This is a genomic window from Actinoplanes solisilvae, from assembly GCF_003999975.1.
GTDB classification, from domain to species: domain Bacteria; phylum Actinomycetota; class Actinomycetes; order Mycobacteriales; family Micromonosporaceae; genus Actinoplanes; species Actinoplanes solisilvae.
The window spans coordinates 113,734-140,199 of record NZ_RJAC01000005.1; the positions used below are offsets into that span (position 1 = coordinate 113,734).

Annotated in this window: 27 protein-coding genes; 10 read left to right on the forward strand and 17 right to left on the reverse strand. The window is 71.2% G+C overall.

All coding sequences use genetic code 11. The features are described 5' to 3' along the window. Window positions 1–23: 23 nt before the first annotated feature. Window positions 24–1,508, reverse strand: coding sequence for an MFS transporter (locus EER30_RS16215; protein WP_240670054.1), 1,485 nt, complete (start codon window positions 1,506–1,508; stop codon window positions 24–26). A 350-nt stretch (window positions 1,509–1,858) separates the two neighbouring features. On the opposite strand from EER30_RS16215, the gene EER30_RS16220 reads away from it, so the two are divergent. Beyond that, window positions 1,859–2,326 (forward strand): MarR family winged helix-turn-helix transcriptional regulator, encoded by a 468-nt coding sequence (locus tag EER30_RS16220; RefSeq protein WP_127501288.1) that lies wholly within the window; start codon window positions 1,859–1,861, stop codon window positions 2,324–2,326. A 169-nt stretch (window positions 2,327–2,495) separates the two neighbouring features. Here EER30_RS16220 and EER30_RS16225 read toward each other — a convergent pair whose 3' ends face one another. Together EER30_RS16225 and metF are read right to left on the reverse strand one after the other, a co-directional pair. Further along, a complete protein-coding gene (locus tag EER30_RS16225; RefSeq protein WP_127501289.1) occupies window positions 2,496–3,143 on the reverse strand; it encodes a CDP-alcohol phosphatidyltransferase family protein in 648 nt (215 codons plus the stop codon). 2 nt (window positions 3,144–3,145) lie between these two features. Next, the gene (gene metF / locus EER30_RS16230) at window positions 3,146–4,069 is read right to left on the reverse strand and encodes a methylenetetrahydrofolate reductase [NAD(P)H] (protein ID WP_127501290.1); all 924 of its coding nucleotides are present in this window, start codon (window positions 4,067–4,069) and stop codon (window positions 3,146–3,148) included. Between the two features lie 54 nt (window positions 4,070–4,123). Here metF and EER30_RS16235 point away from each other — a divergent pair, with 54 nt between their 5' ends. Next, window positions 4,124–5,191 (forward strand): polyprenyl synthetase family protein, encoded by a 1,068-nt coding sequence (locus tag EER30_RS16235; protein ID WP_127501291.1) that lies wholly within the window; start codon window positions 4,124–4,126, stop codon window positions 5,189–5,191. Here the strand turns inward: EER30_RS16235 and EER30_RS16240 are convergent. Genes EER30_RS16240 through EER30_RS16250 form a run of 3 tightly spaced genes read right to left on the reverse strand, consistent with a single transcriptional unit; the run spans window position 5,188 to window position 6,222 of the window. After that, complete coding sequence (locus EER30_RS16240) at window positions 5,188–5,544, reverse strand: lycopene cyclase domain-containing protein (protein WP_127501292.1); 357 nt, start codon at window positions 5,542–5,544, stop codon at window positions 5,188–5,190. The two genes, EER30_RS16235 and EER30_RS16240, sit on opposite strands and share 4 nt — an antisense overlap. Continuing rightward, window positions 5,541–5,870 (reverse strand): lycopene cyclase domain-containing protein, encoded by a 330-nt coding sequence (locus EER30_RS16245; protein WP_127501293.1) that lies wholly within the window; start codon window positions 5,868–5,870, stop codon window positions 5,541–5,543. The genes EER30_RS16240 and EER30_RS16245 overlap by 4 nt, the downstream gene beginning before the upstream one ends. Before the next feature lie 4 nt (window positions 5,871–5,874). Then, the gene (locus tag EER30_RS16250; protein ID WP_240670055.1) at window positions 5,875–6,222 is read right to left on the reverse strand and encodes an Rv2175c family DNA-binding protein; all 348 of its coding nucleotides are present in this window, start codon (window positions 6,220–6,222) and stop codon (window positions 5,875–5,877) included. A 33-nt stretch (window positions 6,223–6,255) separates the two neighbouring features. Between EER30_RS16250 and EER30_RS16255 the strand changes: the two genes are divergently transcribed. The 5 genes from EER30_RS16255 (at window position 6,256) to EER30_RS16275 (ending at window position 11,994) form a co-directional block, all read left to right on the forward strand. Then, window positions 6,256–6,963, forward strand: coding sequence for a hypothetical protein (locus EER30_RS16255; protein WP_127501295.1), 708 nt, complete (start codon window positions 6,256–6,258; stop codon window positions 6,961–6,963). Window positions 6,964–7,078: 115 nt separating this feature from the next. Next, window positions 7,079–9,052: a Stk1 family PASTA domain-containing Ser/Thr kinase gene (gene pknB / locus EER30_RS16260; RefSeq protein WP_127501296.1), complete on the forward strand. Its 1,974-nt coding sequence runs from the start codon at window positions 7,079–7,081 to the stop codon at window positions 9,050–9,052. Continuing rightward, window positions 9,052–9,900, forward strand: a complete 849-nt coding sequence (locus EER30_RS16265) for a deoxyribonuclease IV (protein ID WP_127501557.1) — start codon at window positions 9,052–9,054, stop codon at window positions 9,898–9,900. The genes pknB and EER30_RS16265 overlap by 1 nt, the downstream gene beginning before the upstream one ends. A gap of 132 nt (window positions 9,901–10,032) precedes the next feature. Continuing rightward, window positions 10,033–10,617 carry a hypothetical protein gene (locus tag EER30_RS16270; RefSeq protein WP_127501297.1) on the forward strand — a complete coding sequence of 195 codons (585 nt, stop codon included), beginning with the start codon at window positions 10,033–10,035 and terminating at the stop codon, window positions 10,615–10,617. Window positions 10,618–10,677: 60 nt separating this feature from the next. After that, window positions 10,678–11,994 (forward strand): MFS transporter, encoded by a 1,317-nt coding sequence (locus tag EER30_RS16275; protein ID WP_127501298.1) that lies wholly within the window; start codon window positions 10,678–10,680, stop codon window positions 11,992–11,994. Between the two features lie 8 nt (window positions 11,995–12,002). On the opposite strand, the gene EER30_RS16280 is transcribed toward EER30_RS16275, so the two are convergent. The 3 genes from EER30_RS16280 to EER30_RS16290 are packed head-to-tail and all read right to left on the reverse strand — an operon-like array spanning window position 12,003 to window position 15,410. Continuing rightward, window positions 12,003–12,749, reverse strand: a complete 747-nt coding sequence (locus tag EER30_RS16280) for a succinate dehydrogenase/fumarate reductase iron-sulfur subunit (protein ID WP_127501299.1) — start codon at window positions 12,747–12,749, stop codon at window positions 12,003–12,005. Further along, on the reverse strand, window positions 12,749–14,695 hold the full coding sequence (locus EER30_RS16285) for a fumarate reductase/succinate dehydrogenase flavoprotein subunit (RefSeq protein WP_127501300.1): 1,947 nt from the start codon (window positions 14,693–14,695) through the stop codon (window positions 12,749–12,751). The genes EER30_RS16280 and EER30_RS16285 overlap by 1 nt, the downstream gene beginning before the upstream one ends. A gap of 1 nt (window position 14,696) precedes the next feature. Then, entirely contained in the window at window positions 14,697–15,410 is a 714-nt protein-coding gene (locus tag EER30_RS16290) for a succinate dehydrogenase cytochrome b subunit (protein ID WP_255436668.1), read from the reverse strand. An 83-nt stretch (window positions 15,411–15,493) separates the two neighbouring features. Between EER30_RS16290 and EER30_RS16295 the strand changes: the two genes are divergently transcribed. The 3 genes from EER30_RS16295 (at window position 15,494) to EER30_RS16305 (ending at window position 19,203) form a co-directional block, all read left to right on the forward strand. Continuing rightward, window positions 15,494–16,417, forward strand: coding sequence for a LysR family transcriptional regulator (locus EER30_RS16295; RefSeq protein WP_432417551.1), 924 nt, complete (start codon window positions 15,494–15,496; stop codon window positions 16,415–16,417). Between the two features lie 126 nt (window positions 16,418–16,543). Continuing rightward, window positions 16,544–17,305: a class I SAM-dependent methyltransferase gene (locus EER30_RS16300; RefSeq protein ID WP_240670056.1), complete on the forward strand. Its 762-nt coding sequence runs from the start codon at window positions 16,544–16,546 to the stop codon at window positions 17,303–17,305. A gap of 182 nt (window positions 17,306–17,487) precedes the next feature. After that, window positions 17,488–19,203, forward strand: coding sequence for a substrate-binding domain-containing protein (locus EER30_RS16305; RefSeq protein ID WP_127501303.1), 1,716 nt, complete (start codon window positions 17,488–17,490; stop codon window positions 19,201–19,203). Here EER30_RS16305 and EER30_RS16310 read toward each other — a convergent pair. Genes EER30_RS16310 through EER30_RS16345 form a run of 8 tightly spaced genes read right to left on the reverse strand, consistent with a single transcriptional unit; the run spans window position 19,200 to window position 26,351 of the window. Continuing rightward, entirely contained in the window at window positions 19,200–20,636 is a 1,437-nt protein-coding gene (locus tag EER30_RS16310; RefSeq protein ID WP_127501304.1) for a phytoene desaturase family protein, read from the reverse strand. The two genes, EER30_RS16305 and EER30_RS16310, sit on opposite strands and share 4 nt — an antisense overlap. Continuing rightward, complete coding sequence (locus tag EER30_RS16315; protein WP_127501305.1) at window positions 20,633–21,718, reverse strand: glycosyltransferase family 2 protein; 1,086 nt, start codon at window positions 21,716–21,718, stop codon at window positions 20,633–20,635. Before EER30_RS16315 ends, EER30_RS16310 begins: the two co-directional genes overlap by 4 nt. Continuing rightward, window positions 21,715–22,470: a carotenoid biosynthesis protein gene (locus tag EER30_RS16320; RefSeq protein WP_127501306.1), complete on the reverse strand. Its 756-nt coding sequence runs from the start codon at window positions 22,468–22,470 to the stop codon at window positions 21,715–21,717. Before EER30_RS16320 ends, EER30_RS16315 begins: the two co-directional genes overlap by 4 nt. After that, a complete protein-coding gene (locus EER30_RS16325) occupies window positions 22,457–23,035 on the reverse strand; it encodes a GNAT family N-acetyltransferase (protein ID WP_127501307.1) in 579 nt (192 codons plus the stop codon). Before EER30_RS16325 ends, EER30_RS16320 begins: the two co-directional genes overlap by 14 nt. Window positions 23,036–23,046: 11 nt before the next feature. Continuing rightward, window positions 23,047–23,703 (reverse strand): monooxygenase, encoded by a 657-nt coding sequence (locus EER30_RS16330; protein ID WP_127501308.1) that lies wholly within the window; start codon window positions 23,701–23,703, stop codon window positions 23,047–23,049. 5 nt (window positions 23,704–23,708) lie between these two features. Continuing rightward, complete coding sequence (locus EER30_RS16335; protein WP_127501559.1) at window positions 23,709–24,197, reverse strand: YbaK/EbsC family protein; 489 nt, start codon at window positions 24,195–24,197, stop codon at window positions 23,709–23,711. Between the two features lie 10 nt (window positions 24,198–24,207). Next, window positions 24,208–25,488 carry a ferredoxin reductase family protein gene (locus EER30_RS16340; RefSeq protein WP_240670057.1) on the reverse strand — a complete coding sequence of 427 codons (1,281 nt, stop codon included), beginning with the start codon at window positions 25,486–25,488 and terminating at the stop codon, window positions 24,208–24,210. Window positions 25,489–25,541: 53 nt separating this feature from the next. Then, window positions 25,542–26,351, reverse strand: coding sequence for an SDR family NAD(P)-dependent oxidoreductase (locus EER30_RS16345; RefSeq protein ID WP_205650261.1), 810 nt, complete (start codon window positions 26,349–26,351; stop codon window positions 25,542–25,544). Window positions 26,352–26,466 lie beyond the last annotated feature (115 nt).

A 26,466-nucleotide genomic window follows, 5' to 3' on the forward strand; every position in this document is an offset into this window, starting at 1 on the left:
GGGCGGCCCCTGGGTGAACGCGATCACACGTACCTATGTTCTTTCTGCTTGGTCGGGGCGTCACGCAGGGCGAGCGTCGTGATCAGCAGGGCGGCCAGGGCGAAGCCGGCCGCGACCAGGAACGCTGTGGTGTAGCCGTCGTGCAGGGCGGCTGTGGCTTCCGTGTCGCGCGCGGCGACGGCGGCCAGAACCGACAGGCCCAGAGCGCCGCCGGCCTGCTGGGCCGTGTTGCTGAAGCCGGAGACGACGCCGGTGTCCTCGGGGGCGGCGCCCGACATGGCCAGCATGATGATCGACGGGATGGTGATGCCGACGCCCAGGCCCATGACGATCAGGGACGGGAGCATGTCGGTCAGATAGTCCGGCGACACGGGCAGACGGTGCAGCAGCAGGAGTCCGGCCAGAAGCAGGATCAGGCCGGTCACGAGGACGGGGCGGGGTCCTCTGATCGCGGTCAGGCGCGGGGCGGCGAAGAGGGAGACGAAGCCGATCACGATCGGGGTGGGCAGGAAGGCCAGTCCGGTGCCGAGCGCGTCGTAGCCCATGACCCGCTGCATGAAGAGGGCGTTCATGAACTGGAAGCCCATGCCGGTGGCGAAGACCAGGACCACGGCGGCGTTCGCGATCAGCAGCCGGCGGCGGGCCAGGACCCTGAGGGGGATCAAGGGGGTGCGGGCCAGGTGCTGGCGCAGGAGGAAACCGAGAATCAGGAGTACGGCGGCGGCGCCGGCCAGGGTTGAGGTTCGGGTGGCGCCGGGTTCGCCGGTACGGATGATCGCGTAGACGCCAAGGGAGAGGCCGGCGGTGATCAGCAGGGCGCCGGGCAGGTCGAGGCGGTCGCGCAGGCTCCGGCTCGTTTCGCGGCTCGTCGGGCGGTTCGTCCGGGGGTTCGTCGCGCGGTTCGTCGCGCGGCTCGTTTCGCGGCTCGTCTCACTGCTTGTTTCGCGGTGCAGGAGGCGGCGGCCGGCGAGCCAGACGGCGAGGCCGATCGGCACGTTGATCAGGAAGATCACCGGCCAGCCGAGCGCGTCGGTGAGCACGCCGCCGAGCACGAAGCCCGCCGCGGCGCCCCCGGCCTGCGTGAAGCTGTAGATGCCCATCGCGCGGGCCTGCTCGGCGGGCGCGGGGAACAGCCGCACGATCATCCCGAGCACGACGGCGGCGGCGAGCGCACCCCCGGCGCCCTGCAGGAAACGCCCGGCGATCAGGGCGGCCGCCGTCGTGGCGAACCCGCAGAGCAGGCTCGCGACGGTGAAGACGCCGAGGCCGGCGAGGAAGACCCGCCACGCGCCGAGCAGGTCGCCGAGCCGTCCCGCGAAGAGAAGCAACCCGGCGAACGCGACGAGATAGCCGTTCACCACCCAGGCGACGCCCGCGGGGGAGAAGCCCAGTTCGCGCTGGATGTCGGGCACCGCGACGGCCACGATCGTGCTGTCCAAAACGATCATCAAGGACATCGCGCAGAGGACCGCCAAGGCACCCGCACGTCGTTCGGCTTCAGCTCTCATGAGCCGACCGTAACAGATGATCCGCTAACAGACTATCTGTTACGGTCGGGTCATGAGTGAGGTCGCCGCACTGCCCACGAAAACGGCACGCGAGTGCCTGTGGACAACCCGATTCGCCGGGCACGAGCGACACAGGCTCGCCCCCATTCCCGGGTGGGTGGGCCGGGTAGGAGAGGTGGGGGTGGCTGCCGGGGAGTGACTGTTAATTTGGTTGTGAGGGCCGGGCGACGGACCGTACGTTGTCCACATCGGAGCCGCCGGGTCGGCGGCGGGCCGACACGGGGGCAGGCCCGCCGCCGTCTCGGCCCCGAATCGTCCGGTTACGGATGATCCCGAGTTACGCTGGACGGATGTCGGCCCCCGAACGCACCGAACGCGACGTCACCGGACTGCTCAACATGGCCGGTCACGCGCTCTCGAACCGCTTGGCCGCCGCCCTCGCCGACGTCGATCTCACGCCGCGCATGCAGTGCGTGCTGGTGCATGCTCTCGAAGAGGAGCGCACCCAGATCCAGCTGGCCGCGCTGGCCGACCTCGACAAGACCACGATGGTCAGCACAGTCGACGACCTCGAGCAGCGCGGCTACGCCGAACGCAAGCCCGCGGCCACCGACCGTCGCGCCCGCATCATCGCCGTCACCGAGAAGGGCCGCCTCGCCGCCGAGGAGGGCCAGCGCATCGTCGACCGCGTCCACGCCGACGCGCTGAGCAGCCTGCCCACGGCCGCCCGAGCTGCTTTCGTCGAGGCCCTGGGCCAGCTCGCCGACACCACGCGAGATGCCGGCCCTCAGCCCGTCCGCCGCGCCCGCGGTCGCTGAACCCCCGCACCCGGGGCGGCTGACCCCGCGCTTGGGGCTGTTGACCGCTTGGGGCTGTTGACCGTGCCGGGGCTGTTGACCGTGCCGGGGCTGTTGATCGTGCCGGGGCTGCTGAGCCGCGCCGGGGACTGCTGAGCCGCGCTGGGGGCTGTTGGCCCCCCGCCCGGGGTCACGGGGTCAGGGAGCGGCGGATCGCGATCGTGAGCTGGATGCCGGCGATCAGGGCCAGGCCCAGCCACACGGCCGCGGCTACGGTGATCAGGGCCGGTAGGGCGAACGAGGCCAGCAGGCCGAAGACGGCGATCAGCACGCGGGTCGGGCGTTCGGCGACGGTGACGACGCCCAGCTCGGACATGCCGGCCGCGGTTGCCCGGGCCCGTGCGTATTCCTGCAGCCAGGACGCCGCGCCAGCCGCGACGACCAGCCAGGCGGGGGCTCCGGCCAGCCAGAAGGCGGCCAGCCAGGCCAGCTCGCCCAGGCGGTCGGCGACCGAGTCGTAGACGTAGCCCAGGCGGCTCGTCCGGTTGCTGATCACCGCGACGGCGCCGTCGAGACCGTCCGCGAGGGCCGCGACCAGCACGACGACGGCGGCCAGCAGCACGCCGAAGCGGCCGAGCAGCGCGACCAGGGCCGGCACCACGCCGCAAAGGACCAGCCCGGCGGTGGTCACGGCCATCGGGCCTACGCCGAGCCGCGAGAGCCACGAGCCGAGCCCGTACGCGAGACGCACCCAGCCGCGTACCACCGGTGTCGCTCGCCGGGGGTCGTAGCCGCCGTGCAGCGCGGACCAGGCAGTCGCGTAGTCGTCCCAGAGCACGGTCAGGCAGCCGCGGCGACGTCTGACGGCGCCAGGAGCTGCCAGACCTCGCGCGTCGCCGTCGACCGGTTGAGCGTGATGAAGTGGATGCCGGGCACGCCCTCGGCCAGCAACCGGGCGCACATGTCGGCGCACGTCTCGATGCCCAGTTCGCGTACCGAGGCCTCGTCGCCGGCCACCGCCTCGAAGCGGGCCAGCAGCGCGGGCGGGAACGGCGCGCCGGAGAGCTGGGAGGAGCGCTCGATCGTCGCCATGCGGGTCACGGGCATGACACCCGGCACGATCGGGGTGTCGCCGCCGGCGGCCACGACACGGTCACGCAGGCGCAGGTAGTCGTCGGCGTCGAAGAACATCTGCGTGATCGCGAAATCGGCGCCCGACTGACATTTACGTACGAAATGGGCGGTGTCTGTCTCGACGTCGGCCGAGCGGGGGTGCTTGTAGGGGAACGCGGCCACCCCGACGCTGAAGTCGCCCGCCTCTTTGACCAGGCGTACGAGGTCTTCGGCGTAGCGCAGACCGGACGGGTGCTCGACCCACTCGCCCATCGGGTCGCCGGGCGGATCGCCACGAACGGCCAGCACGTTGCGGATGCCCGCACCGGCCAGCCGCCCGATCACGTTGCGCAGCTCGGCGACCGAGTGGTTGACCGCCGTCAGGTGGGCCATGGGCAGCAGCGTCGTCTCGGTCGCGACCCGCTCGGTGACGGCCACGGTGGTGTCGCGCGTGGTGCCGCCGGCGCCGTACGTGATCGAGACGAAGCTGGGCCGCAACGACTCGAGCTCGCGGATCGCGCGCCACAGCAGCCGTTCGCCCTCGGGCGTCTTGGGTGGGAAGAACTCGAACGAGAACGTGGGCGCGCCGCCCCGCACCAGCTCACCGATCGCCGGTGTAGCGGGCAGACGCGAGGGGAGTCCGAGAGCCACACGACGACTCTACCGGCGCGCTCCGGCAAAACGGTGTGGACTACCGTCGTCCTCGTGACGTCCCCGGTTGAAGTCGCCGACCTGCGCGCCCGCGTCGACAAGGCGCTCGCTGTCTTTCTCGCCGAGCAGAGCTCCCGTCTGACCGGCATCGATTCGTCGCTGACGGCCGTGGCCGAGGCGATCGACGACTTCGTGCTGGGCGGGGGCAAGCGGTTGCGGCCCGCGTTCGCCTACTGGGGTTTCCGCGGGGCCGGTGGCGCCGACTCCGACCAGATCGTGGCCGCCCTCTCGTCGCTCGAACTGGTGCAGGCCAGCGCGCTGATCCACGACGACCTGATGGACCGCTCGGACACCCGGCGCGGTGTGCCGTCCGTGCACCGGCGGTTCGAGGCGCGGCACACGGCCTCGGGCTGGCGCGGCGGGGCGGCGGCGTTCGGCGACAGCGCGGCGGTGCTGCTCGGCGACCTGGCGATGGTGTGGTCCGACGAGATGCTCTACACCTCGGGCGTGGGCACGGCCGAGCTGATGCGGGCGCGGCCGGTCTTCGACGAGATGCGTACGGAGGTCACCGTCGGGCAGTACCTCGACGTGCTCACCCAGGCCACGGCCGACACGTCGCTGGAGCGGGCCGGCAAGGTCGCCCGGTTCAAGGCCGCGAAATACACGGTCGAGCGCCCGCTGCTGCTCGGGGCCGCGCTGGCCGGGGCTTCGAGCGAGCTCGCCACGGCATACTCGGACTTCGGACTTCCCCTGGGCGAGGCGTTCCAGCTGCGCGACGACGTGCTCGGCGTCTTCGGCGACCCGGCCCAGACCGGCAAGCCCGCGGGCGACGACCTGCGCGAGGGCAAGCGTACGTACCTGGTGGCGTCGGCGTTCTCGGCGCTCGACGAGCCCGAGCGGGACGAGCTCGACGCGGCCCTGGGCGACCAGGGTCTGGACGACGCCGGGGTGCTGCGGCTGCGGGCGCTGATCCGCGAGAGCGGCGCGCTGGCGGCCACCGAGCGGCGCATCGACGAGCTGATGACGGCGTCGCTGAGCGCCCTGGCCGCCGCGCCGATGGACGACGACGCGCGCGACGTGCTGCGCCGCCTGGCCGAAGCCGCGACCAACCGTACGGTCTAGGGCTTGGGCTTGATCTTCTCAAGGAGCCGGCTGCCCTCACCGGCGGCCGGTGTGCGCTGGATGCCGCGCCGGCCGAGCCAGACCCAGATCGAGAGCGTGAACAGGACCAGGGCGAAACCGAAGAACAGGTCTTCGACCGGGGCGTACGCGATGCGCCAGCCGATGATGGCGTCGGGGTTGTAGAGCACGATGCCGTGGCCGGTCAGGATGCCGTTCGAGAGCAGCTGGAACGTGATGATGATCGGGTAGGTCGCCCAGAAGACGACCTTGGTCACCAGGCGGGTACGCAGGAGCCAGAGGTCGATCGCGACGGCGACGGCCACCCCGAGCAGCGCGGCGACGGTGTAGGTCATTCCTCGTCACCGACCGGCTTGCGCAGGACCGCGCGGGTGGCCTCGAAGCCGAGGATCGCGCAGACCGGCACGACCACGAAGAACAGCACCTCGTCGATCGGCAGGCCGCCGGGCAGGAGGATGCCGGTGATCTGTGCGGGGTCGAACCGCCAGTGACCGGCGGCGATCGCGGCCAGGTCCCACAGGACGAAGACGATCGCCACCGGCAGCAGCGTCAGCAGCACCCGCCGCCAGCGGCGCAGCACGTTGACCTTGAGTACGGGTTCGAGCCACAGGGCCGCGGCCAGGCAGCCGACCAGCACCGCCAGGTATGCGAGGTGGCCCATGCGGTCAGAGTAGAGCCTGCGCGCGCCGCTTCACCTCGCGGGCGCGGTCACCACCCAGGCCCTTGGCCGCGTTCCCGTCGATCGTCGCGTCGGGTTCGTAGAGCCACTTGAGGGCTTCTTCGTCGTTGTACCGGGCGTCGCGCAGCAAGTTCAGGACGCCGGGGAGGTGCTTCAGCACGGTGCTGTTGGCCACCAGGTCGGCCGGTACCACGCGGACGCCGTCTCGACGGACGGCGAGCAGGTGCCCGTCGCGAATCATCTGGTGGACCTTGCTGATCGACACACCGAGCTTCTCGGACACGTCCGGCAGGTTGATCCACTCGGCCGGGCCGGCGGTTACGGAATCGCTCACCCCCATAGCGTACGAGAGCGGAGAAGGAACCCGATGAGCCTGCTGCGCAGGACCCGCACGGAGATGGCCGGCGCGTGGCGTTCGCTGCGCTACGACCTGGGCCGAGGGACACCCGCCGAACCGCCCGCGGACGGCCCCGACGTGACCTCGACCGGGATGGGCACCTTCGGGCTGGAGGGCCTGGGCGGGCAGATCGAGCCGGCCCAACCGGTGCGCCGGCCGCGGCGCGCCGTGGCGGTGACCGCGTTCGGGACGTTGACCGTGGCCGGGGCGGCCGGTGCCTACCTGGCCGTGGTGAACGGGCTGGGCTCGCTGGTCTCGGGCAGCGAGGCCGAGGCGGGCACGCTCCCGCCACGGCCCGCGGCGACCACCGCCGTGGGGCTGGGCCCCTCGTCCCCGGCGGGCCCGACGACGAAGGCGACGCGGATCGCCCGGCCGGTGACCCCTGAGGAGACGGCGGCGCTCACACCCATCGAGCCCCCGCCGGCCGTCGCTGTGCCCCCGGTCCGGAGTCCTGGCCGGACGGCGACGACGCGACCGCCCAGTCCGGAGTGTCACTGCGGCCCGCCGGTGCCGACGCCGACCGCGCCCAGCCCGACGCCGACTCCCACCCCGTCACCGTCGCCGTCGGACAGCCCGAGCCCGTCGCCGTCGCCCAGTGAATCGGGGGACGCAGATCACTCCGCGGACCCGTCACCGAGCCGCTCGTGGCACCGAAACGGCCACCGACGACACCGTTAAATCCCTATTTGCCGGGGCAGATCCGGCGTGTCATAGCGGGACGCCCATACCCGTTTGGACTCAGCTATGGCATCCTGGACTGCCCCCACGCGAAAGACACATACACTTCACGCCGATGGACACCACAGTCGCCGACACGTTGATCGGCACGACGATTGACGGCCGCTACCGGATCACCGGTCGGGTGGCCCGTGGTGGCATGGCGACCGTCTACACAGCCACTGACGAACGACTCGAGCGCACCGTCGCTCTGAAGATCATTCACCCGTCGCAAGCGACCAACGCCCACTTCGTGGACAGGTTCACCGACGAGGCCAAGACGATCGCCCGGCTCACCCACCCCAACGTCGTGGCCGTGTACGACCAGGGCCGCCACCAGGGCCTGCCCTATCTGGTCATGGAATACGTCCAGGGCCGCACGCTGCGCGACCTGCTCACCCAGCGCCGCCGGCTCAACCCGGTCGAGGCGCTGGCGATCCTCGAGCAGATGCTCGCCGCGATCGCCGCCGCTCACCGCGCCGGCCTCGTGCACCGCGACGTGAAGCCCGAGAACGTGCTCGTGGCCGAGGCGCCCAGCGGGGGCGTGGCCAACCTGGTCGACGCCGTCGTCAAGGTGGCCGACTTCGGTCTCGCGCGCGCTGTCGAGGCGAGCAGCGCCGACGAGCCCGGCCAGCTCATGGCAACCGTGGCCTACGTGGCGCCCGAGCTGGTCACCGACGGCCACGCCGACGCCCGCACCGACGTCTACTCGGCCGGCATCGTGCTCTTCGAGATGCTCACCGGCCGGGTGCCGTTCGACGGCGACGACCCCGTCGCGGTCGCCTGGCAGCACGTCGACAACGATGTGCCGGCCCCGTCGAGCGTCGTCCCCGGCCTGCCGACCAAGCTCGACGACCTCACCGCCCGGGCCACCCGCCGCGACCCGGGCGCGCGCCCGACCGACGCCGGCGCGCTGCTGACCGAGGTGCAGACCGTCCGCGACGACCTCGGCTCGCAAAACGTCGAGACCGCGCTGCTGCGTCAGGTCCCGGCCTCGCGCGGCGCGATGTCCGACGCGACCACGGTCGTGCCCGCCGCCGACGCCACGGCACTGGTTCCCAAGATCGGCGGCACCGACCGGCCCTCGTGGGCGCGGCTGCCCAACCAGGCGCCCCCGCGCGGCTCGGAATACACGGCGGGCCGCGTCCCACGCTCGGCGCGCCGCGGCAAGAGCGGCACCGACCGTCGCCGCGTCCTGCTCACCGCGGCCGTGGCCGTCATGGTGCTGGTCGTCATCGGCAGCACGTGGTGGGTCACGCTCGGCCGCTACACCGAGGCCCCCTCGCTGATCAACCGGACCAAGGCCCAGGTCGAGCTCGACGCGCAACAGCAGGGCTTCGAGGTCTTCTACAACGACGGCGCCTACAACGAGACCGTCGCCAAAGACACCGTGGTCGCGCAAGACCCGGCGCCCGACGGCAAGCTGGTCAAGGGCGGCGTCATCACGGTGACGCTGTCGCTGGGCCCCGAGCGGTTCGCCGTGCCCGACCTGGCCGGCCTCGAACTGGCCGCCGCCCGCGGCGAGCTCGAACAGCTCAACCTCAAGCTCAAGCAGGGCACCGGGGTCTACAGCGACACGGTTCCCGAGGGCGCCGTCATCTCGTCCAGCCCCAAGACGGGCACCCAGCTCAAGCGCGGCGGTACGGTCACCGTGGTGCTCAGCAAGGGCCGGGCCCCGATCCGGGTGCCCGACCTGAACGGCAAGAACATCAACGACGCCCGCAACGAGCTGGCCGGCCTCGGGCTGACCGCGGTCGAGCGCTACAAAGACAGCGACCAGCCGAAGGACACGGTCATCGGCCAGTCACCCAAGGCTGCCACCGGCGCGAACAAGGACGACGTGGTCACCCTCGACGTCAGCAAGGGCCCGGCGTTCGTCGTCATGCCCGACGTCAGCAACCAGCCGTGCCAGCAGGCGAAGGCGGCGCTCGAGGGGCAGGGTCTGCGCGTGCGCGTCGATTTCGACCCCAATGCCTTCGTACGGGGTCAGCAACCGGGCCCCGGCACGCAGTTGCCCCCGCAGTCCGAGGTCGCGATCCAGTGCGCCTGATCGGTTCGCACACGAAGACGTCGGGAGGGCTGGCCAAGGCCGCCCTTCCGTACGTCGACGCCGCCGGATCCGAGAGCCTGCAGGTGTACGTCTCGAACTCGCGCGGCTGGGCCCTCCCGCCGGGCGACCCGAAGCAGGACGTCCTGTTCCGCGACGGCATCGGCGAGCGCGGCCTCCCGGCCTACATTCATGCCGCTCTGCTGGTGAACCTGGGCTCGCCGACCGAGCTGACGGTCGAGCGGTCGATCGACGTGCTCACCCACGCGCTGCTGCGAGGCAAGGCCATCGGCGCGACCGCGGTGGTCTATCACGCGGGCAGCTCGGTCGACCCCGAGCACGACGACAAGGCGTTCCACCAGCTTCGCGAGGCCCTGCTGCCGCTGCTCGACCGGGCCGACGCCGAGGGCCTGCCGCGACTGCTGGTCGAGCCGTCGGCCGGCGGGGGTCGCAGCCTGGCGTCCAAGGTGCAAGATCTCGAACGCTACCTGGACGCGGTCGACAACCATCCCGGCCTGGGCGTCTGCTTCGACACCTGCCACGCGTGGGCGGCCGGGCACGACCTGGCGACACCGGGCGGCATGGCGGCGACGTTGGACGCGCTGATCGCGTCGATCGGTCCCGGCCGTCTGCAGCTGATCCACGCCAACGACTCGAAGGACGAGTGCGGCTCGACCCGCGACCGCCACGAGACGATCGGCCAGGGCCGCATCGGCACCGCCGCCTTCGCCGAGCTCATGACCCACCCGGCGACCGCCGGCATCCCCGTGATCGTCGAGACCCCCTCGGTCGAACACGAGGGCCACGCCGCCGACATCGCCCTCCTGAAGTCCCTCCGCCCTCCAGCCTGACGGCGTCCGGCGTTCCCGCGCGTTCGGCCTTCCCGCGCGTTCGGCCTTCCCGCGCGTTCGGCCTTCCCGGCCCGGCTCCAAGCGGTCTTCGCGGTGTCAATGTTCTGTTGACAAAACCTCTATGCTGAGATCGTGGCTGACTTAGCTGATCTGCGGGCGATCCCTTCCGCGCGGGCCCGGCTCGACGTTGAGGAGCTCGACCTCATCGACCGCGCCCGGCGTGACGGTGCAACGTGGGGTGAGATCGCTGACGCGCTCGGGTTGGGGAGTCGCCAGGCCGCCGAGCAGCGCCGGCTGCGCCTGGTCACGGCCGTGCGGGATCGTCCGTCCACGCCCGACGAATATGGCCAGAGCATCGCTGACCTGCGCGAAGCGGCACTCGAGCTGCATCGTCGAGTGGGCGCCGACCGCCGCTGGGACCGCCGCTTCAATCGGGCTGTGCTGGTTCGGGAGACGCTGTCGGCTGTCCCCGGCGCGGCCGGTGGCGCGCTGTTCGCCCTGATCGAGGCTGTGATCGCCGATCTCGACGCGGCGTTTGGCTCTCCGGCCGCCGAGCCCGGGCCGGAAGCCGGACCGAAAGCCCGGCCGGAAGCCCGGCCGGGTGCTGGTGTCGACCGCCGCCCCGGTTCGAGTCCGGTCAGGCCGCTGCCCGCACCGACCCGGGGCGCCGTCGATCGCCTGCGCGCCGCCCTCACGGCAGCGTCACCAAGACATTGACAGATTGACGCTCAACTCTGAAGGATATGAGTCCCTGAGACTCAATTCCTCGGAGGGGTCATGCGGCGCAATGCTGCCCTGTTCGTGCTGATCTCGTTGTTGTCGGGCTTCGGCAGCACCGCCATGACGCTCGCCGCGGGAGTCTGGGTCTTCGATCTCACCGGCTCGGTCAGCCTGGCCGCGTTGACCGCCGTCTGCATCTACCTGCCGACCTTCGCCGCCCCCTGGCTCGGTGGTCTCGTGGATCGCCTGCCCCGCCGTCCGTTGATGATCGTCGTCGACCTGGCTCTGGGCGCGCTGATGCTGCTTCTGCTGACTGTCCGCTCCGCAAACGAGGTCTGGCTGATCTTCGCCGTGCTGCTGGCGCGCGGGGTCAGCTACGTGCTGATCGACGCGGGGGAGACGGCGATCCTCCCTTCGGCGCTCGACCCGAAGATCCTCGGCGACGTCAACGGCTGGCGCTCCAGCGCGCAGGAGGGCATGAAGCTCGTGGCACCGCTGGCCGGCGCCGCCTTCTACACCTGGGGCGGTCCGGACGCTGTCGTCCTGCTGAGTGCCGCCACACCGCTGCTGACCGCCGCCTGCTACGCCTTGCTCCGGTTGCGCCGCGAGCCGATCCCCACAAGCCGCGAGCCGATCCCCGCTGGCCGCGAGCCGATCCCCGCTGGCCGCGAGCCGACCCCGGTTCGACCCGCGCGAAGCCGGACGGAGGATGATCGGGGTGCGGGCGGAGCCCCGGACGGCCCCGGTGCGGCCGGGCACTCAACTGATCGGAAACCCCGGGAGAGTGCCCTGCGGGCGGGTCTGCGAGCGCTCTTCGGCGTCCCGTCCGTGCGCAACCCCGTACTCGTCGCCGGTCTGGCCATCGGAGCGTCGGGGCTGACCAACGCGGCCGTGCTGGCCCACATCGTCCATGATCTGGGTCTGCCCGCGACCCGGCTCGGTTATCTCGGCACCGCCCAGGGTGCGGGCTCGATCGTCGCCGGCCTGGTCGTCGGTCGCCTTCTGGCCCGGGGGAAGCCCGTTGCCGTGATCGGCGCCGCCTTCTTCGCCGCCGGCTGCCTGGTTCAGGCTCTGCCCTGGTGGCCCACGATGCTCGCCGGGAGTGTGCTGATCGGCGTCGGGCTGATCTGGGCCCTGATCGCCGCCGTCACCGCGGTGCAGACGGAGACCCCCGACCACCTGCTCGGCCGCGTCGCCGCCACGTCGACCACCGTGATCTTCGGCCCGGTGGCGCTCGGCATCCCGCTCGGCGCCGCCGCTGCGCACCTGGGAGCCGTACCCGTGCTCATCGCCGCCGCCGCGATCAGCGTGGCCGGGGCGGTGGTCGGCGGAAAGAGAAAGGCCGGGCACGCCATTGTGCCCGGCCTCCGATAGGGGTTTTCTCAGAGCTTCTTGCGAACCGCCTTGCGGTAGTCCGCGTTCAGGCGGCCGATCAGGGTGAGCGGAATGCCCTTGGGGCAGACCTGGGTGCACTCGCCCATGTTGGTGCAGCCGCCGAAGCCGGCGTCGTCCTGCGCCTGCAGCATGTCGAGCACGCGGGTGTCGCGCTCGGGCTGGCCCTGCGGCATCAGGCCGAGGTGCGCGACCTTGGCCGCCGTGAAGAGCATCGCCGAGCCGTTCGGGCAGGCCGCCACGCAGGCGCCGCAGCCGATGCAGGTGGCCGCCTCGAACGCCAGGTCCGCGTCCTTCTTGGGTACGGGGGTGGCGTGCGCCTCGGGGGCGGCGCCGGTCGGGGCGGTGATGTAGCCGCCCGCCGCGATGATCGCGTCGAAGGCGCTGCGGTCGACGACCAGGTCCTTGATCACGGGGAACGCGGCGGCGCGCCACGGCTCCACGTCGATCACGTCGCCGTTCTTGAAGTGCCGCATGTGCAGCTGGCAGGTGGTGGTGGCCTTCTCGGGGCCGTGCGCCACACCGTCGATCACCATGCTGCACGCGCCGCAGATGCCCTCGCGGCAGTCGTGGTCGAAGGCGACCGGGTCGTCGCCGTCGAGGATCAGCTTCTCGTTCAGCACGTCGAGCATCTCGAGGAAGCTGGCGTCGGGGGAGATGTCCTTGACGTCGTAGGTGACCATCCGGCCGTTGTCGGACCGGTTCTCCTGACGCCACACGCGGACCTGGATGTCCATTACTTGTAGCTCCGGGTGCTCGGGTGGACGTACTCGAATTCGAGCTGTTCCTTGTGGAGGGTGGGCTTGCCGCTGTCGCCGGTGGCGTACTCCCAGGCGGCGACGTAGCTGAACTCGTCGTCGTGGCGCAGGGCCTCGCCGTCGGGGGTCTGCGACTCGCCGCGGAAGTGGCCGCCGCAGGACTCGCGACGGTGCAGCGCGTCGATGCACATCAGCTCGGCGAGCTCGAAGAAGTCGGCGACGCGGCCGGCCTTCTCGAGGTTCTGGTTGAGCTGCTCGCCGGTGCCGGGCACCTTGACCCGCAGCCAGAATTCGTCCTTGAGTGAGCGGATGAGCCCGATGGCCTTGGTCAGGCCCTCCTCGGTGCGCTCCATGCCGCAGTATTCCCACATGATGTGGCCCAGCTCGCGGTGGAACGAGTCGACCGTACGGTCGCCGTTGATCGACAGGAGCTTCGAGATGCGGTCCTCGACCTCGGTGCGTGCCGCCACGACCTCCTCGTGGTCGTCGGCGATCGGCTCGAACGGCCCGGCGGCCAGGTAGTTGCCCAGCGTCGTCGGGAGAACGAAGTAGCCGTCGCCCAGGCCCTGCATGAGGGCGGACGCGCCGAGCCGGTTCGCGCCGTGGTCGGAGAAGTTGGCCTCACCGACGACGAACAGGCCGGGGACGGTCGACTGCAGGTCGTAGTCGACCCACAGGCCACCCATCGTGTAGTGCACCGCGGGGTAGATGCGCATCGGAACCTCGTACGGGTCCTCGCCGGTGATGCGCTGGTACATCTCGAACAGGTTGCCGTACTTGGCTTCGACGGCCTTCTTGCCCAGCCGGTCGATCGCATCGGCGAAGTCGAGGTAGACGCCCAGGCCGCCGGGACCGACGCCGCGGCCCTCGTCGCAGACGTTCTTGGCCGCGCGCGACGCGATGTCGCGGGGGACCAGGTTGCCGAACGAGGGGTAGATCCGCTCCAGGTAGTAGTCGCGGTCCTCCTCGGCGATCTCGGCCGCGGGCTTCTGGCAGTCGGCGGCGTCCTTGGGCACCCACACCCGGCCGTCGTTGCGCAGCGACTCGCTCATCAGCGTGAGCTTGCTCTGGTGCGTGCCCGACTCGGGGATGCAGGTCGGGTGGATCTGCGTGTAGCACGGGTTCGCGAACAGTGCGCCCTTGCGGTGCGCCCGCCACGACGCCGTGACGTTGCAGCCCTTGGCGTTGGTCGAGAGGAAGAAGACGTTGCCGTAACCGCCGGAGGCGAGCACGACCGCGTCGGCCATCTCGGTGCTGATCTCGCCGGTGACCATGTCGCGTACGACGATGCCGCGGGCCTTGCCGTCGACGATGATCAGCTCGAGCATCTCGTGCCGGGCGTTCATCTCGATGTTGCCCAGGCCGATCTGCCGCTCCATCGCCTGGTAGGCGCCGAGCAGCAGCTGCTGACCCGTTTGGCCCCGGGCATAGAACGTACGGGACACCTGGGTGCCGCCGAACGAGCGGTTGTCGAGCAGGCCGCCGTACTCGCGGGCGAACGGAACGCCCTGGGCCACGCACTGGTCGATGATGTTCACCGACACCGTGGCGAGGCGGTAGACGTTCGACTCGCGCGCGCGGAAGTCGCCGCCCTTGACGGTGTCGTAGAACAGCCGGTAGATCGAGTCGCCGTCGTTGCGGTAGTTCTTCGCGGCGTTGATGCCACCCTGCGCGGCGATCGAGTGCGCCCGCCGCGGGCTGTCCTGGTAGCAGTACGACTTGACCTTGTAGCCGGCCTCGGCCAGGGTCGCCGCCGCGGAGCCGCCGGCCAGACCGGTGCCGACCACGATGACCGTCAGCTTGCGGCGGTTGGCCGGGTTGACCAGCTTGGCGTTGAACTGGCGGCGCTCCCAGCGGGTCTCGATCGGACCCTCGGGGGCGGCGGTGTCGGCGATCGGGTCGCCGTCGTTGTAGAAGTCACCCATGTCAGTCAACCAATCCGACGAGAACCGCGAACGGCACCACGAGGAAGCCCAGGACCAGCACCCACGACAGGACCAGGGCGGTCGCGCGGGCGATGACCTCGCCGCGCGGGCTCTGCTGGCCCAGCGTGCGCAGGGCGCTCCAGATGCCGTGGCGCATGTGGAAGCCGACCGCGACGATCGACAGTGTGTAGAAGAGCGTCACGTACCAGCGCCCGGGCGCGAAGTCGGTCGAGACGTTCTTGTACGCCTCGAGGTGCACACCGTTCGGGTTCAGCGTCCCGGTGGTCAGGTCGAGGATGTGGTAGATCACGAAGAGCAGGACGATCACGCCGCCCCAGCGCATCGTGCGCGCGGCATAGCTGCCCTGCACCTTGGGCCGGTGCGCGTACTTGACCGGTCGTGCCTGCCTGGCCCGGCGAGCGAGGATCGTGGCCGCGACGATGTGCCCGACCACTGCCACGGTCAGCACGCCTCGCTGGATCCACAGGTACCACTCGTGCGGGAGCAGCGGCGTGCCGATGGTGCGCAGCCAGGCCGCGTAGTGGTCGAACGCCTCGGCGCCGAAGAAGATCTTCAGGTTGCCGATCATGTGCAGGTACAGGAAGCCGATCAGCAGGATGCCGGTCAGGGCCATGAATATCTTGAGGGCGACCGAGGAGCGCCGTCCTGGTCTGCCCGGCGCGGGCGTTGCCGCCGGCGCCTTCCGGGTCGAAATATCTACCGCCACATACTGGACGGTAGGAGCCCGCCGACGATTCGTCTAATGCATGATCGGCGTAGCAATCATAGAGATAGGCTATCGAAGTGCAGCTCCAGCAGCTTCGTTACTTCCTTGAAGTCGAACAAACTCGGCATTTCACCCAGGCGGCCGACAATCTGGGCGTCTCACAGCCGACTCTCAGTAAGCAAATTCACACGCTTGAAGCGACCCTCGGGGCGCCCCTCTTCGTGCGGATCCGCGGCGGCGTCACGCTGACCGCGGCCGGCCAGACCCTGCTGCCGCTCGCCCAGCGCATGGTGGCCGACGCCGACGCCGCCCAGGAAGCCGTCGCCGACATCGTCGGCCTGCGCCGCGGAGAGGTGCGGCTGGGCGCCACCCCGAGCCTCTGCTCGTCGCTGGTGCCCGAGGTGCTGCGCACCTTCCGCGCCGAGCACCCCGAGATCCAGCTGTACGTCAACGAGGGCGGCTCGCAGGATCTGATCGAGAACCTGTTGACCCACACCCTCGACCTGGCCCTCATCGTGCAGCCGTCGGCCGGGGTCGACGAGTCGCTCAGCGCCGCGCCCGTGCTGCAGGAGAGCCTGGTCGTGGCCTCGGTCGCCGACGGCCCGCCACCCACCGAGAACGCGCAGATCGCGCTGACCGAGCTCGAGAACACCCCGCTGGTCATGTTCCGCGCCGGCTACGACATCCGCGGCGTCACGCTGGACGCGTGCCGCAAGGCCGGCTTCACCCCCAAGTTCGCCGTCGAGGGCGGCGAGATGGACGCGGTGCTGGCCTTCGTCGAGGCGGGCCTGGGCGTCGCGCTGGTGCCGAGTATGGTGCTGGCCAACCGGCCGCTGTTGCGCGCGACCCCCCTCGCGCCGCCCGGCATGCGCCGCACGATCGCCCTGGCTCACCGCAAGCGCTCGGTCCTCCCGCACGCCGCCGAGGCCCTGCGGGCCACCCTGCTGCACCACATCGCCACCGAGCAGCTTCCGGCGGGCGTACGCCCGCTCTGATCTTCGGGGTCTCGGCCGCGGCGCATGGTAGCGAACAGGCACGCGGCCGCGAACGTCTTCCGTGGATCGTGATCCTGACGGTTCGTGGCCTGTGACAAGCCCTGGGTCACATCTAGTGTCGTCGCTGTGGGAGACGTGCGGAACGCCGAGTTCGAGGATCCGCGGCTCGTCGAGGTCTACGACGCGGAGTACGTGGGGGGCTGGGACGACGACCTGTTCGTGGCGTTGCTGGCCGAGCGGAACGCGCCACGGGTGCTCGACTTCGGGTGCGGCACCGGGCGGCTCGCGATCCGGCTGGCCGCGGCCGGGCACGAGGTGACCGGTGTGGACCCGGCGCGGGCCTCGCTCGACGCCGCGCGGCGCAAGCCCGGCGCCGAGCGGGTGCGCTGGGTCGAGGGGTCCGGCGAGCAGGTGCCGTCGCGGTCGTTCGACGCGGCGCTGCTGACAAGTCACGTCGCGCAGTTCCTCGTCAATGACGAGCAGTGGTTGTCGACCCTGCGGGCGCTGCGCCGTTCGCTCGTCGTGGGTGGCCGCCTCATCTTCGACAGCCGCGACCCGGATGCACAGCAGTGGACCCGCTGGAACCCCGGCGACTCGCGACGCTCCGTCGTGATGCCTGACGGACAACTTGTTGACACATGGACGGGGGTCGATTCTGTGGTCGACGGAGTGGTTCATTTCACTCGGCACTACCGCTTTACGCACGGTGACGAGCTGGCGAGCTCGGCCACGCTGCGTTTTCGCTCCGAGAACGAGCTTCGGACCACTGTCGAAGCGGCGGGCTTCGATGTGGACAGGGTCTTCGGCGGGTGGGCCCGGGAGCCTGTTGGCACAGGTGAGGACGGGGAACTGATCGTCCTCGCGGTGGCGCGGCCGCAGGGTAGGTGATGACCCACTCTGTGTCTATCGGCAATGTGCCAATAGGGGGCGGCGCTTGTGAGCCGCCGAGATGTGATTACTATTCGCTCACGTCGGAGCGAGAGCGCTCGATGAATTGATCTTGTTTTGTGCCGGGCGACGACACGATCAGGGTCGGTCATCAAGCCGAGATCGAGGGAGAGGTGGGTGTGATGTCGGATATGTTCAAGGACAGCCAACCGCCGGCGGACGAACCTGTCACCCACCACGGACCGCCCGGTGGGGGCGCCGGCCGCGTGCTGCTCGCGGCCGCGATCGTGCTGCTGCTGGTCGCCGTCGCCGGTGGCACGACGTGGTGGATGTACACCCGCGACCCCGCCCCGACCGCCAACGGCGACCCGTCCCGTACGCCTTCGGCCAAGGCCTGTGCGAACGTGAAGCTCCGCGTCGTCGCCGCGCCCGAGATCGCGCCCGTGGTCACCGCCGCGGCCAAGACGCTCGACGACGACGCGGCCAACTCCTGCGACCCCATCGAGGTCGTCGCGGAGGAACCGGGCGTCACCATCGCGACCGCGGCCAAGCCCGACGTGTGGATCCCGTCCAGCAGTGCCTGGCTGGGCATCGCCAACGCCGGCGGCGCGGGCTTCTCGACCGAGGGCAAGCCGCTCGCCTACTCGCCGATCGTGCTCGCCGCCCCGTCCGTGCTCGCCGAGACGATCGCCAAGGGCGACAAGACCTCGTGGGCCCAGCTCACCGGGGCCGTGGCGGCCGGCAAGATCTCGGCCGTCACGATGCCGGACGCGCAGGCCAGCACGACCGGCCTGCTCTCGGTCTACGGCGTCAACGCGGCCATGGCCCGCACCACTCCCGACTCCGGCATCGCCCAGCTCCGGGCGCTGACCCTGCGCAGCCGGCTGCGCGAGGCCTCGGCCGACCCGACCTCGCTGCTGGCCAAGGTCGCCGAGCAGTGGAACACCAACGGCGTGGTCTACGACGTCGGCGTCTTCCCGACCACCGAGCAGCAGTTGCGCGCCTACCAGCGCGGCAAGCACACGGTGCCGCTCAAGGGCGCCTACCCGGTCGACGGCCTGGTCGAGGCCGACTACCCGTTCACGGTCGCCAAGAACAATCAGGACCTCGAGCTGTCCCAGCAGTTGCGGGCGGCCATCACCGGCTCGTCGCTGACCAAGGCCGGTTTCCGCACCACCCCGATGCCCAACACGCTGAAGCTGCCCAAGAAGCCGTCCGGTCTGCTCGCCCCGGCCACGATGTGGAGCGAGTACAAGTCCCTCAGCACCCAGGTCCTGCTGCTCATCGACGCGTCCGGCTCGATGAACCAGAAGATCTCGGCGCCCGGCGGGCGTACGGTCACCCGGGCCGACCTGCTGCGCGAGTCGGGCCAGACCGCGGCCGAGCTGTTCGCCGAGGACACCAGCGTCGGCATGTGGTTCTTCGGCCAGCCGACACCGACCAGCCCTCCGCACAAGGAGGTCGTGCCGTACGGCCCGATCACCGGCAAGCTTGACGGCAAGCCCCGTCGCGAGGCGCTGTCGAAGGTGATGAAGACCTACCGCGCGGCCGACAACTCGGGCACCCCGCTCTACAAGAGCGTGCTCGACGGCGTCGCCGAGATGCGCGAGAAGGTCTCGCCCGGCACGGTGACGCTGGTGGTCGTGCTGACCGACGGCGTCGACGGCGAGTCGACGTTCAAGATGACGCACGCCCAGTTCATGGCGAAGCTCGCCGGCGAGCAGGACCCGAGCCGGCCCGTGCCGGTGCTGTCCGTGGGCTACGGTCCCGACGTCGACATGAAGGCGCTCAACGAGATGTCCGAGGCGACCGGTGGCAAGGCGTTCCCGGCCACCAACCCAGCCGACCTCTCGTCGGCCATAGCGAAGGCGTTCCTCGCGGCCCACGCGCCGCGCTAGCGCCGGGCGGGGCCGATCCGGTCGGCGACCATCCGGGCCGAAAGGGTGACCATCGGCAGGCCGCCGCCCGGGTGCACCGACCCGCCGACCAGGTGCAGACCCTTGACGTGGCCCTGGTTGACCGGCCGCACCAGACCGCCGGCCGTGCCGTAGATGGCACCGCCGGGCGTGGCGGTCGCGTCGGCCAGGTCGGCCGGGGTGCGCGTCTCGCGAAAGAGCAACCGGTCGCGTACGTCGACGCCGCGCCGGGCCAGCACGTCGAGCACAAGATCGGCGTACGCGTCGGCCAGGCCCGGCCGGCGCCAGTCGGTCGCCCGCCAGCCGGTGCCGTGCCGCGGCGCGTTGACCAGCACGAACCATGCCTCGCAGCCCGCCAGGTGGACGGCCGGGTCGGCGGCTCGGGTCACGAAGACCGTAGGGTCGCTCGCGGGGCGCGCCCGTCGCGCGGCCGAGCCGAAGACGGCGTCGAACTCGGCCTCGTAGTGCGAGGGGAAGAAGACCGTGTGGTGGGCCAGCGACGGGGTCTCGCCGCGTACGCCGAGCAGCAGCACGAAGCCGGCCAGGCTGCGATCGGTGAGCCCGGCCAGCCGTCGCGGGGCGGGCAGCAGGTCGCGATAGACGGTCAGCGCGTCCACGTTGGACACGACAATGTCGGCCGGCACGACGGATCCGTCGGCCAGCCGCACCCCGGTCACCCGGCCGTCCTCGACCAGGATCTTCGCCACCGCTGTGCCGCACGTGATGCGTACGCCGGCCGACTCGCAGCCGCGGGCGAGCGCGCCGGCCAGCGTGCCCAGGCCGCCGGGCACATACCAGCCGCCGAAGGCCAGTTCCGCGTACGGGATGGCGGCCAGCGCGGCGGGGGCCCGGCGCGGATCGGCGCCGGTGTAGGTCGCGTACCGGTCGAGCATCATGCGCAGCCGCGGATCGCGCAGGTAGCGGAAGCCGAGCGCGCGCAGCGAGCGGCCGGGCGCGATCGCGGCCAGGTCGCCGACCCGCCACGTCAGACCGGCCAGCGTCGCCGGGGTCACGGGTTTACGCAGCACCGAACGCCACGACGCGTCCCAGATCCGGCGCGCCCGCTGCCAGAAACGGTCCCAGTCGTGCGCCGCCTCGGGGCCGAGCGCGGCCTCGATGCGTACGAGGAACTCGGTGTGCACGGGCGAGGAATCGAGGACCGTGCCGTCGGCGAAGACGTGCCGCACGACCGGGTCGAGCGGGACGAGGTCGAGCCCGGCGTCCGTGAAGACCTGGGGCAACGTGAGCAGGCTGGGGCCGGTGTCGAAGCGGAAGCCGTCGCGCTCGTGCACGGCCAGCTTGCCGCCGACGCCGCCGGAGCGCTCGAACACCTGCACCGAGTGGCCGGCGCGAGCCAGGCGTACCGCCGCGGTCAGCCCGCCGACCCCGGCGCCGATCACCACGATTCTGCTCACACCGGCCGTCCTCGCCAGGTCAGGCCGCCCCGGGTGCGCAGCCGGAACGACACGGCCACGAGCCGGGCGAACAGCACGATCGAGACAGGGTGGGCGAGGGCGTCGGGCCAGGCCCGGCCACCGGTTGCTCTCGCCGCGACCGCACGGCCGGCCACCCCCAGCCCGTACGCCGTGAGCGCGATCGCGGCCCACACGAAGGCGCCTGTCGCGGCCAGGACTACGGCGGCCACGGGCGGGACGACGTACAGGAGAAGGAGCGTGACCACGACGGCGCCGGCGCCGGAACGGGTGCCGAAGGAGGCCCAGAGCGACTTGGCGTAACCGGCGGTCAGTTCGGCCCACGAGTCGTACATGCGGCAGGTGGCCAGGCCGGAGCCGTCGGCCAGCGCGATCCGGCCGCCGGAGCGTTTGACCGCGCGGGCCAGCGCGATGTCCTCGAGGATCTCGACGCGCACGGCCGCGTGACCGCCCGCCCGGCGATAGGCCCGCGCGTCGACGACCAGCCACTGTCCACCGGCGGCGGCCAGCGACGGACGCGGCGAGCGCTCCATCACCCGCAACGGCAGAAAGGTCAGCCACGACCACTGCAGCAGCGGTTGCACCAGCCGTCCAGCCCCGATGATCTTCGGGTACGGGGTGAGGAGCGCGACCCCGGCGCGGCGCAGCTCGGACACCGCGGCCGCGACCGCGCCGGGCGCCAGAACGACGTCGGCGTCCACGAAGCAGAGCACGTCGGCGTCGGCGGCCGCGTCGGCGAGCTGCTGGCACGCGTGCGGCTTGCCCAGCCAGCCCTCGGGGAGCGGCTCGCCGGTGAGCAGGCGGACCTTGTCGCCGGCCAGTGCTTTCACAGCGTCAGCGGTTCCGTCGGTCGAGCCGTCGTCGAGGACGTACACGTCCACGCCGTCCTGGGACAGCAGCGACTCGACGCACGGGCCCACCCGTTCCGCCTCGTTGCGCACCGGAAGCAGCACGACGACCCGCTCGCCGGTCGTCGTGCCGGTCGGCGGGCGGCGCAGGAGCAGGGCGTTCACGACCGTGTGGGCGGTCAGGGCGGCCCAGGGCAGCAGCACGAGCCACCTCATGACCGCTCTCTTCGCATCTGAAACGCGACCGGCAGGACGGCGGCGCCCATGAACAGGCCGCCCCACGCCGCCGAGGCGGGCAGGTCGAGGAAGACGGCGTGGGCGAGCACGGACGAAGCGTACGTCCAGAACCAGAGCGCCAAGATCGGCTTGTCGTCCGGGAGGGGATTCGTGCGACCCAGGGCGAAACTCAGTGCGGTCATCAGCACGATCGCGAAGCCGAGCCAGCCCAGGTAGTTACCGACCGGGATGCCGGGCACGCCGGGCAGCGCGGGGGTGGGGGACTGCCAGCGCCAGTAGCCCTCGGCCACCATCTGCGGGTCGAGGAAGAGATCCCAGGCGGCCAGGCCGAACGCGGCGACGCCGACGCGGGCCCAGCGGGCGACCGGCAGGCGTTGCGCGGCCAGCCAGGCCGGCCAGGCCATCCAGGTCCAGGCCAGCGGGATGATCAGCGGGACCCCGAGCAGCTTGGGGCCGAGCTGGCCGGAGTAGACGTAGGTGCCGAACGGGAAACCGGTGGCCACGCCGAGCGCCTCGACCGCGAAACCGCCCAGGGTGGCTATGGCGACCAGCGCGATCGCGGCCCGCGGGCCACGGGTGAGCAGCGCGTGCGAGACCGACAGCAGGTAACCGAGCACGACGGTCGCCACGGTCAGCCCGGCCCGTACGCCGCCGCCGGTGAGCGGATAACTGATCTGCGCGAGGATCAGGACGCCGAGCAGCGCCCAGCTCAGCGTTCTAGAGACCGACAATGCCGGGCGCGTCTTCAGCGGGGCGCTCGGCCAGCGGCAGGCCCCGGCCGAGGATCGCGAAGGCCCGCTCGTCGCCGGGGAAGTAGAAGTGGCGCAGCACGTCCTCGAAGCCGAACCGGCGGTAGAGCCGCCAGGCGCGTGACTTGGCCTCGTCGGCCTCGGGGGTGGAGAGCAGCACCGTCTCGCCGTCGGCCATCGCCAGCAGGGCGCGCAGCTGACGGGCGCCGACACCGTGGCCCTGCGCGGCGGGGCGCACGTGCAGCTCGACAACCTCGAAGCAGTCGGTCAGCCAGCGGTGCCGGCCGGCCTCGCCGAGGTTGGCCCGCACCTGGTCGTGCCACCACTGGCCCGGGCCGGAGGTGTAGCCGTAGCCGAAGCCGGCCAGGCGGCCGTCGGTGGTGAGGGTCGCGACCGCCCGGAAGCCGGCCCGGCGCACGTGGGCGCCGATGTAGCCGCGCCGGGTCTGCAGCAGCTCCTGCCGGTAGCCCATCGCCTCGCCGTAGACGCCCACCACGTCGTCGAGCCGCCGCAGCAGATCGTCCGGCTGCCACGCCACGAGCCTCATCGTCGCCCATCTTACGCCAGCCAGCCGAGCACGTGCCGATCGCCGGTGATCTCGTCGACCGAGAACCGGGCGAACAACTCCTCGGCATACCACCGATCGGAAGGCGTCCGTGCGATCACCGCCCGATGCTCCGGCTGACGGTACGCGAATCGGGCCAGGTCCGCCGCATCGCGCCACAAGCTGACCGTGCCCTGCCAGCCGACCGGCGCCTCACCGACCCCGAAGTGTGCCAGCAGCCCGGGCGCCGTCTCGACCTCGGGCACGACGGGTTGGATCGCCCGCCAGAACGCGGCCGCCCTCGTCGGCCGCAGCCGAGCCCGAGTCAGCGCCAGCACCATGCCGCCCCGCTTCCCGCCTTCGGCGTCCCCGCCGGATTTACCCGGCTTGAACGGCTCTTGTCCGGACCAAGTGCCTCGGCTGTGCAGCGGCGTGAGATCAACGCGGGCCCGCGCAACGGCGATTTTGTCCCATTTGGGTAAGTGGACCGGGCTGTCGCTGACGGTCACCGCCGCATATCGGGTCAGGTCGGCGTCGCGCGGCCGAAATCCGTCAGCCGTGCCGAGGAACTTCGCGAAGCTCGCCTCGTGCGGGCCGGGAAGCACCAGCCGGACCATCGCCGTGACCACCAGCCGCCGCGGCACCCGCCACACATGCAACGTGACCGGCATCAGGCTCAGGCCACGTCGGCCGGGGTGCCCGCGGTGACGCGCACCAGTTCGGCGTACGTGATCGGGAAGACCGCCTGCGGCACCCCGCCCGCCGCCCAGATGTCGCGGAACCGTGCCAGATCGTTGTCGATCAGTGTGCGTACGGGCTGAGGGTGCCCCAGCGGCGCGACCCCGCCGATCGCCTGCCCGGTGTGCTCGCGGACGAACTCCGGCGTGGCCCGGCGCAGCTTGGCCACCCCCAGCCCGGCGGCGACCTTGGCGGTGTCGACCCGGTGGGCGCCCGAGGTGAGCACGAGCAGCGGCGCCCCGTCGGCGTCGAAGATCAGCGAGTTGGCGATCTGGCCGACCTCGATGCACAGCGCCTCGGCGGCCGCCGCCGCGGTGTGCACCGCCTCGTCCAGGATGATCACCTGGGACGGCGCCTCGTCGGCGGTGCGGGCGCCGGCCGCGTCCAGGGCGTCCTGAACGGCGATGACGTTGGGGTGTGCCTGCATACGTCCCATCTCACCACCCGAACCGTTCCCGGTGCAGGCGGGCCGGGGGTACACCGACCGCCCGCGCGGCCCGCAGCACCGACTCGGTCCAGGCGTCCGGCCCGCAGACGTACACGTCGTGGCGGGCGATGTCGGGGGCGAGCGACCGCAGCGCCTCCCCGTCCTCGTAGTCGGCGAACTCGGCGGGCAGCCACGACCCGGCCCCGGCGCGCGGGCCGACCAGCGGCACCAGACGCACCCCGCGATGCTCGGCCAGCCACTCGAGCTCGTCGAGGAAGGCCACCTCGTGCGGGTGGCGGGTTCGGTAGACGAGCGTGGCCTTGCCCAGGCCGTACGGAAGGTCCCAGAGCAGCGCCAGCAGCGGCGTGACCCCGACCCCGCAGGCCAGCATGGTCACCGGGCCGCCGGCGTAGGTGGCCGCGGTCATCCGCCCGTACGGGCCCTCGATCAGCACCCGCGTGCCGGGCCGCAGCGTGGACACCCGTTCACTGCCGTCGCCCACCACCTTGACGGTGATCCGCAGGGCGTCGCCGCGTGGCGGACCCGACAGCGAGAACGGGTTGCCGCGCAGCGCGCCCCGGCCGTCGAGGAACCGCCATACGAAGAACTGACCGGCCCGCGCCGGCAGCCGGTCGAGCCGCCGTCCCCGCAGGTACACCGAGACCAGTCCGGGCGCCTCGGTGGTGACGCGGTCGACGGTCAGTCGGTGCCGCACCGTGCGCCACGCGGGCAGCGCCAGCCGGAACAGCAGCACCGAGCCGGCGGCGATCGCGTAGGCGGTCCACCAGTAGGCGCGGGCGGCCGGTCCACGGAAATCGCTGCCGATGAGGAACTGATGCGGCAGCGCCAGCCCCACGCCGAGGTAGGCGTAAAGGTGCAGCAGGTGCCACTTCTCGTACCGCAGCCGGTGGCGGACCCGGCGCCTCGACGTGATCACGACCAGCACCAGCGCGGCCGTCGCGGCCCAGGCCCAGAGCATGCCGGGACGGGTGAACAGGCCCCATCCGAAGCCGGCGACGGTGGCGAGCACGATGTGGGCCAGGAGCAGGTGGAACGAGGCGAAACCGGTCCAGCGGTGCACGCGGGCGAGCGCGTCCTGACCGTACGCCCGCTCGATCCACGGGATGCGGGCCATCAGCACGACCTGGATCAGCAGCAGGTCGGCCGACCACAGCGCGGCGAGCCGGCCCCACGCGGCCACACCGCCGGACGCGTCGTCACGGCCGGCCGTCCACAGTGCCGTGACGATGATCAGGCTGAGGACGGCTGTCAGCCGCGCCGCGTTCCGCACGAGGCGGAACCGTACAAAGCCGCAGGCCCCGGCGGCAGGGGCTCGTGAACAAGCTATCTGTTTCGAGGGTTTTCGTTATTGAGTACGGCCCTCTCGCTCGCCTCCCACAGGCGGGCGGCGGCGGCCGGGTCGTTCGCGTGCGTCAGGGGCTTGCGGGCGTTGTGGCCGACGTAGTAGGCGCCGTTGGTCAGCTCGTCGGTCGTCATCAGCCAGACCAGCAGAGCGCCGGCCTTCTCGGGGGTGACGAGGAACGGCGCGTATTTGTAGTAGAACCGGGTTACCCGGCCGGCGCCGAAATTGGTGCGTACGACGCCGGGGTGGAACGAGACGCTGGTGATGTCGGGCCAGCGGCGGGCGGCCTCGGCGGCGAAGAGGATGTTGGCCGACTTGGCCGCGCCGTAGGCCGGGAAGGAACGGAAGCGCGCCGGGTCACCCGTGAGGTCGTCCGGGTCGGGGGCGCCGCGCATGTGGGCCCGCGACGCGGTGCCGATCACGCGGCCGCCCGTCAGCCGGTCGCGCAGCAGGTTGGTGAGCAGGAACGGGGCGAGGTGGTTGCCCTGGATCGTCGCCTCGAAACCGTCGCTCGTGCGGCGGTAACCGTCGACCATGCCCCCGGCGTTGTTGGCCAGAACATCGATCTTCGGGTACGCCGCCAGGAGCTTGACGGCCAGGTCGCGTACCTGATCGAGGTCTTCGAAGTCGGCGCGGAACACGCCCGCGTTGCGCACTCGGCGGGCCGCCTCGTCCAGTCGCGCGGCGGTGCGGCCGACCAGCACGACGTCGTCGCCGGCCGCGGCGAGTTGCTCGGCGGCGGCCAGCCCGATGCCCGAACTGGCCCCGGTGATCACCACGGTACGGCTCATGGGGTGCTCCCTTCTCCTCCCTGATCATCGCGTACTTGTGCCCGAAGCAGTCACGAAGGAGTGAAGCGAGCCTGTGCACTGTCTCGCCGGTCGGGCCGGGCCGGAGGCGACAATG

Bases quoted from the DNA above. Each gene is read 5' to 3' on its own strand.
- EER30_RS16215 (WP_240670054.1), bottom strand. From the start codon at position 1,508: ATGAGAGCTGAAGCCGAACGACGTGCGGGTGCCTTGGCGGTCCTCTGC.
- EER30_RS16220 (WP_127501288.1), top strand. From the start codon at position 1,859: ATGTCGGCCCCCGAACGCACCGAACGCGACGTCACCGGACTGCTCAAC.
- EER30_RS16240 (WP_127501292.1), bottom strand. From the start codon at position 5,544: ATGACCTACACCGTCGCCGCGCTGCTCGGGGTGGCCGTCGCCGTCGCG.
- EER30_RS16245 (WP_127501293.1), bottom strand. From the start codon at position 5,870: ATGGGCCACCTCGCATACCTGGCGGTGCTGGTCGGCTGCCTGGCCGCG.
- EER30_RS16255 (WP_127501295.1), top strand. From the start codon at position 6,256: ATGAGCCTGCTGCGCAGGACCCGCACGGAGATGGCCGGCGCGTGGCGT.
- pknB (WP_127501296.1), top strand. From the start codon at position 7,079: ATGGACACCACAGTCGCCGACACGTTGATCGGCACGACGATTGACGGC.
- EER30_RS16275 (WP_127501298.1), top strand. From the start codon at position 10,678: ATGCGGCGCAATGCTGCCCTGTTCGTGCTGATCTCGTTGTTGTCGGGC.
- EER30_RS16280 (WP_127501299.1), bottom strand. From the start codon at position 12,749: ATGGACATCCAGGTCCGCGTGTGGCGTCAGGAGAACCGGTCCGACAAC.
- EER30_RS16285 (WP_127501300.1), bottom strand. From the start codon at position 14,695: ATGGGTGACTTCTACAACGACGGCGACCCGATCGCCGACACCGCCGCC.
- EER30_RS16305 (WP_127501303.1), top strand. From the start codon at position 17,488: ATGTCGGATATGTTCAAGGACAGCCAACCGCCGGCGGACGAACCTGTC.
- EER30_RS16315 (WP_127501305.1), bottom strand. From the start codon at position 21,718: ATGAGGTGGCTCGTGCTGCTGCCCTGGGCCGCCCTGACCGCCCACACG.
- EER30_RS16325 (WP_127501307.1), bottom strand. From the start codon at position 23,035: ATGAGGCTCGTGGCGTGGCAGCCGGACGATCTGCTGCGGCGGCTCGAC.
- EER30_RS16330 (WP_127501308.1), bottom strand. From the start codon at position 23,703: ATGCCGGTCACGTTGCATGTGTGGCGGGTGCCGCGGCGGCTGGTGGTC.
- EER30_RS16335 (WP_127501559.1), bottom strand. From the start codon at position 24,197: ATGCAGGCACACCCCAACGTCATCGCCGTTCAGGACGCCCTGGACGCG.
- EER30_RS16345 (WP_205650261.1), bottom strand. From the start codon at position 26,351: ATGAGCCGTACCGTGGTGATCACCGGGGCCAGTTCGGGCATCGGGCTG.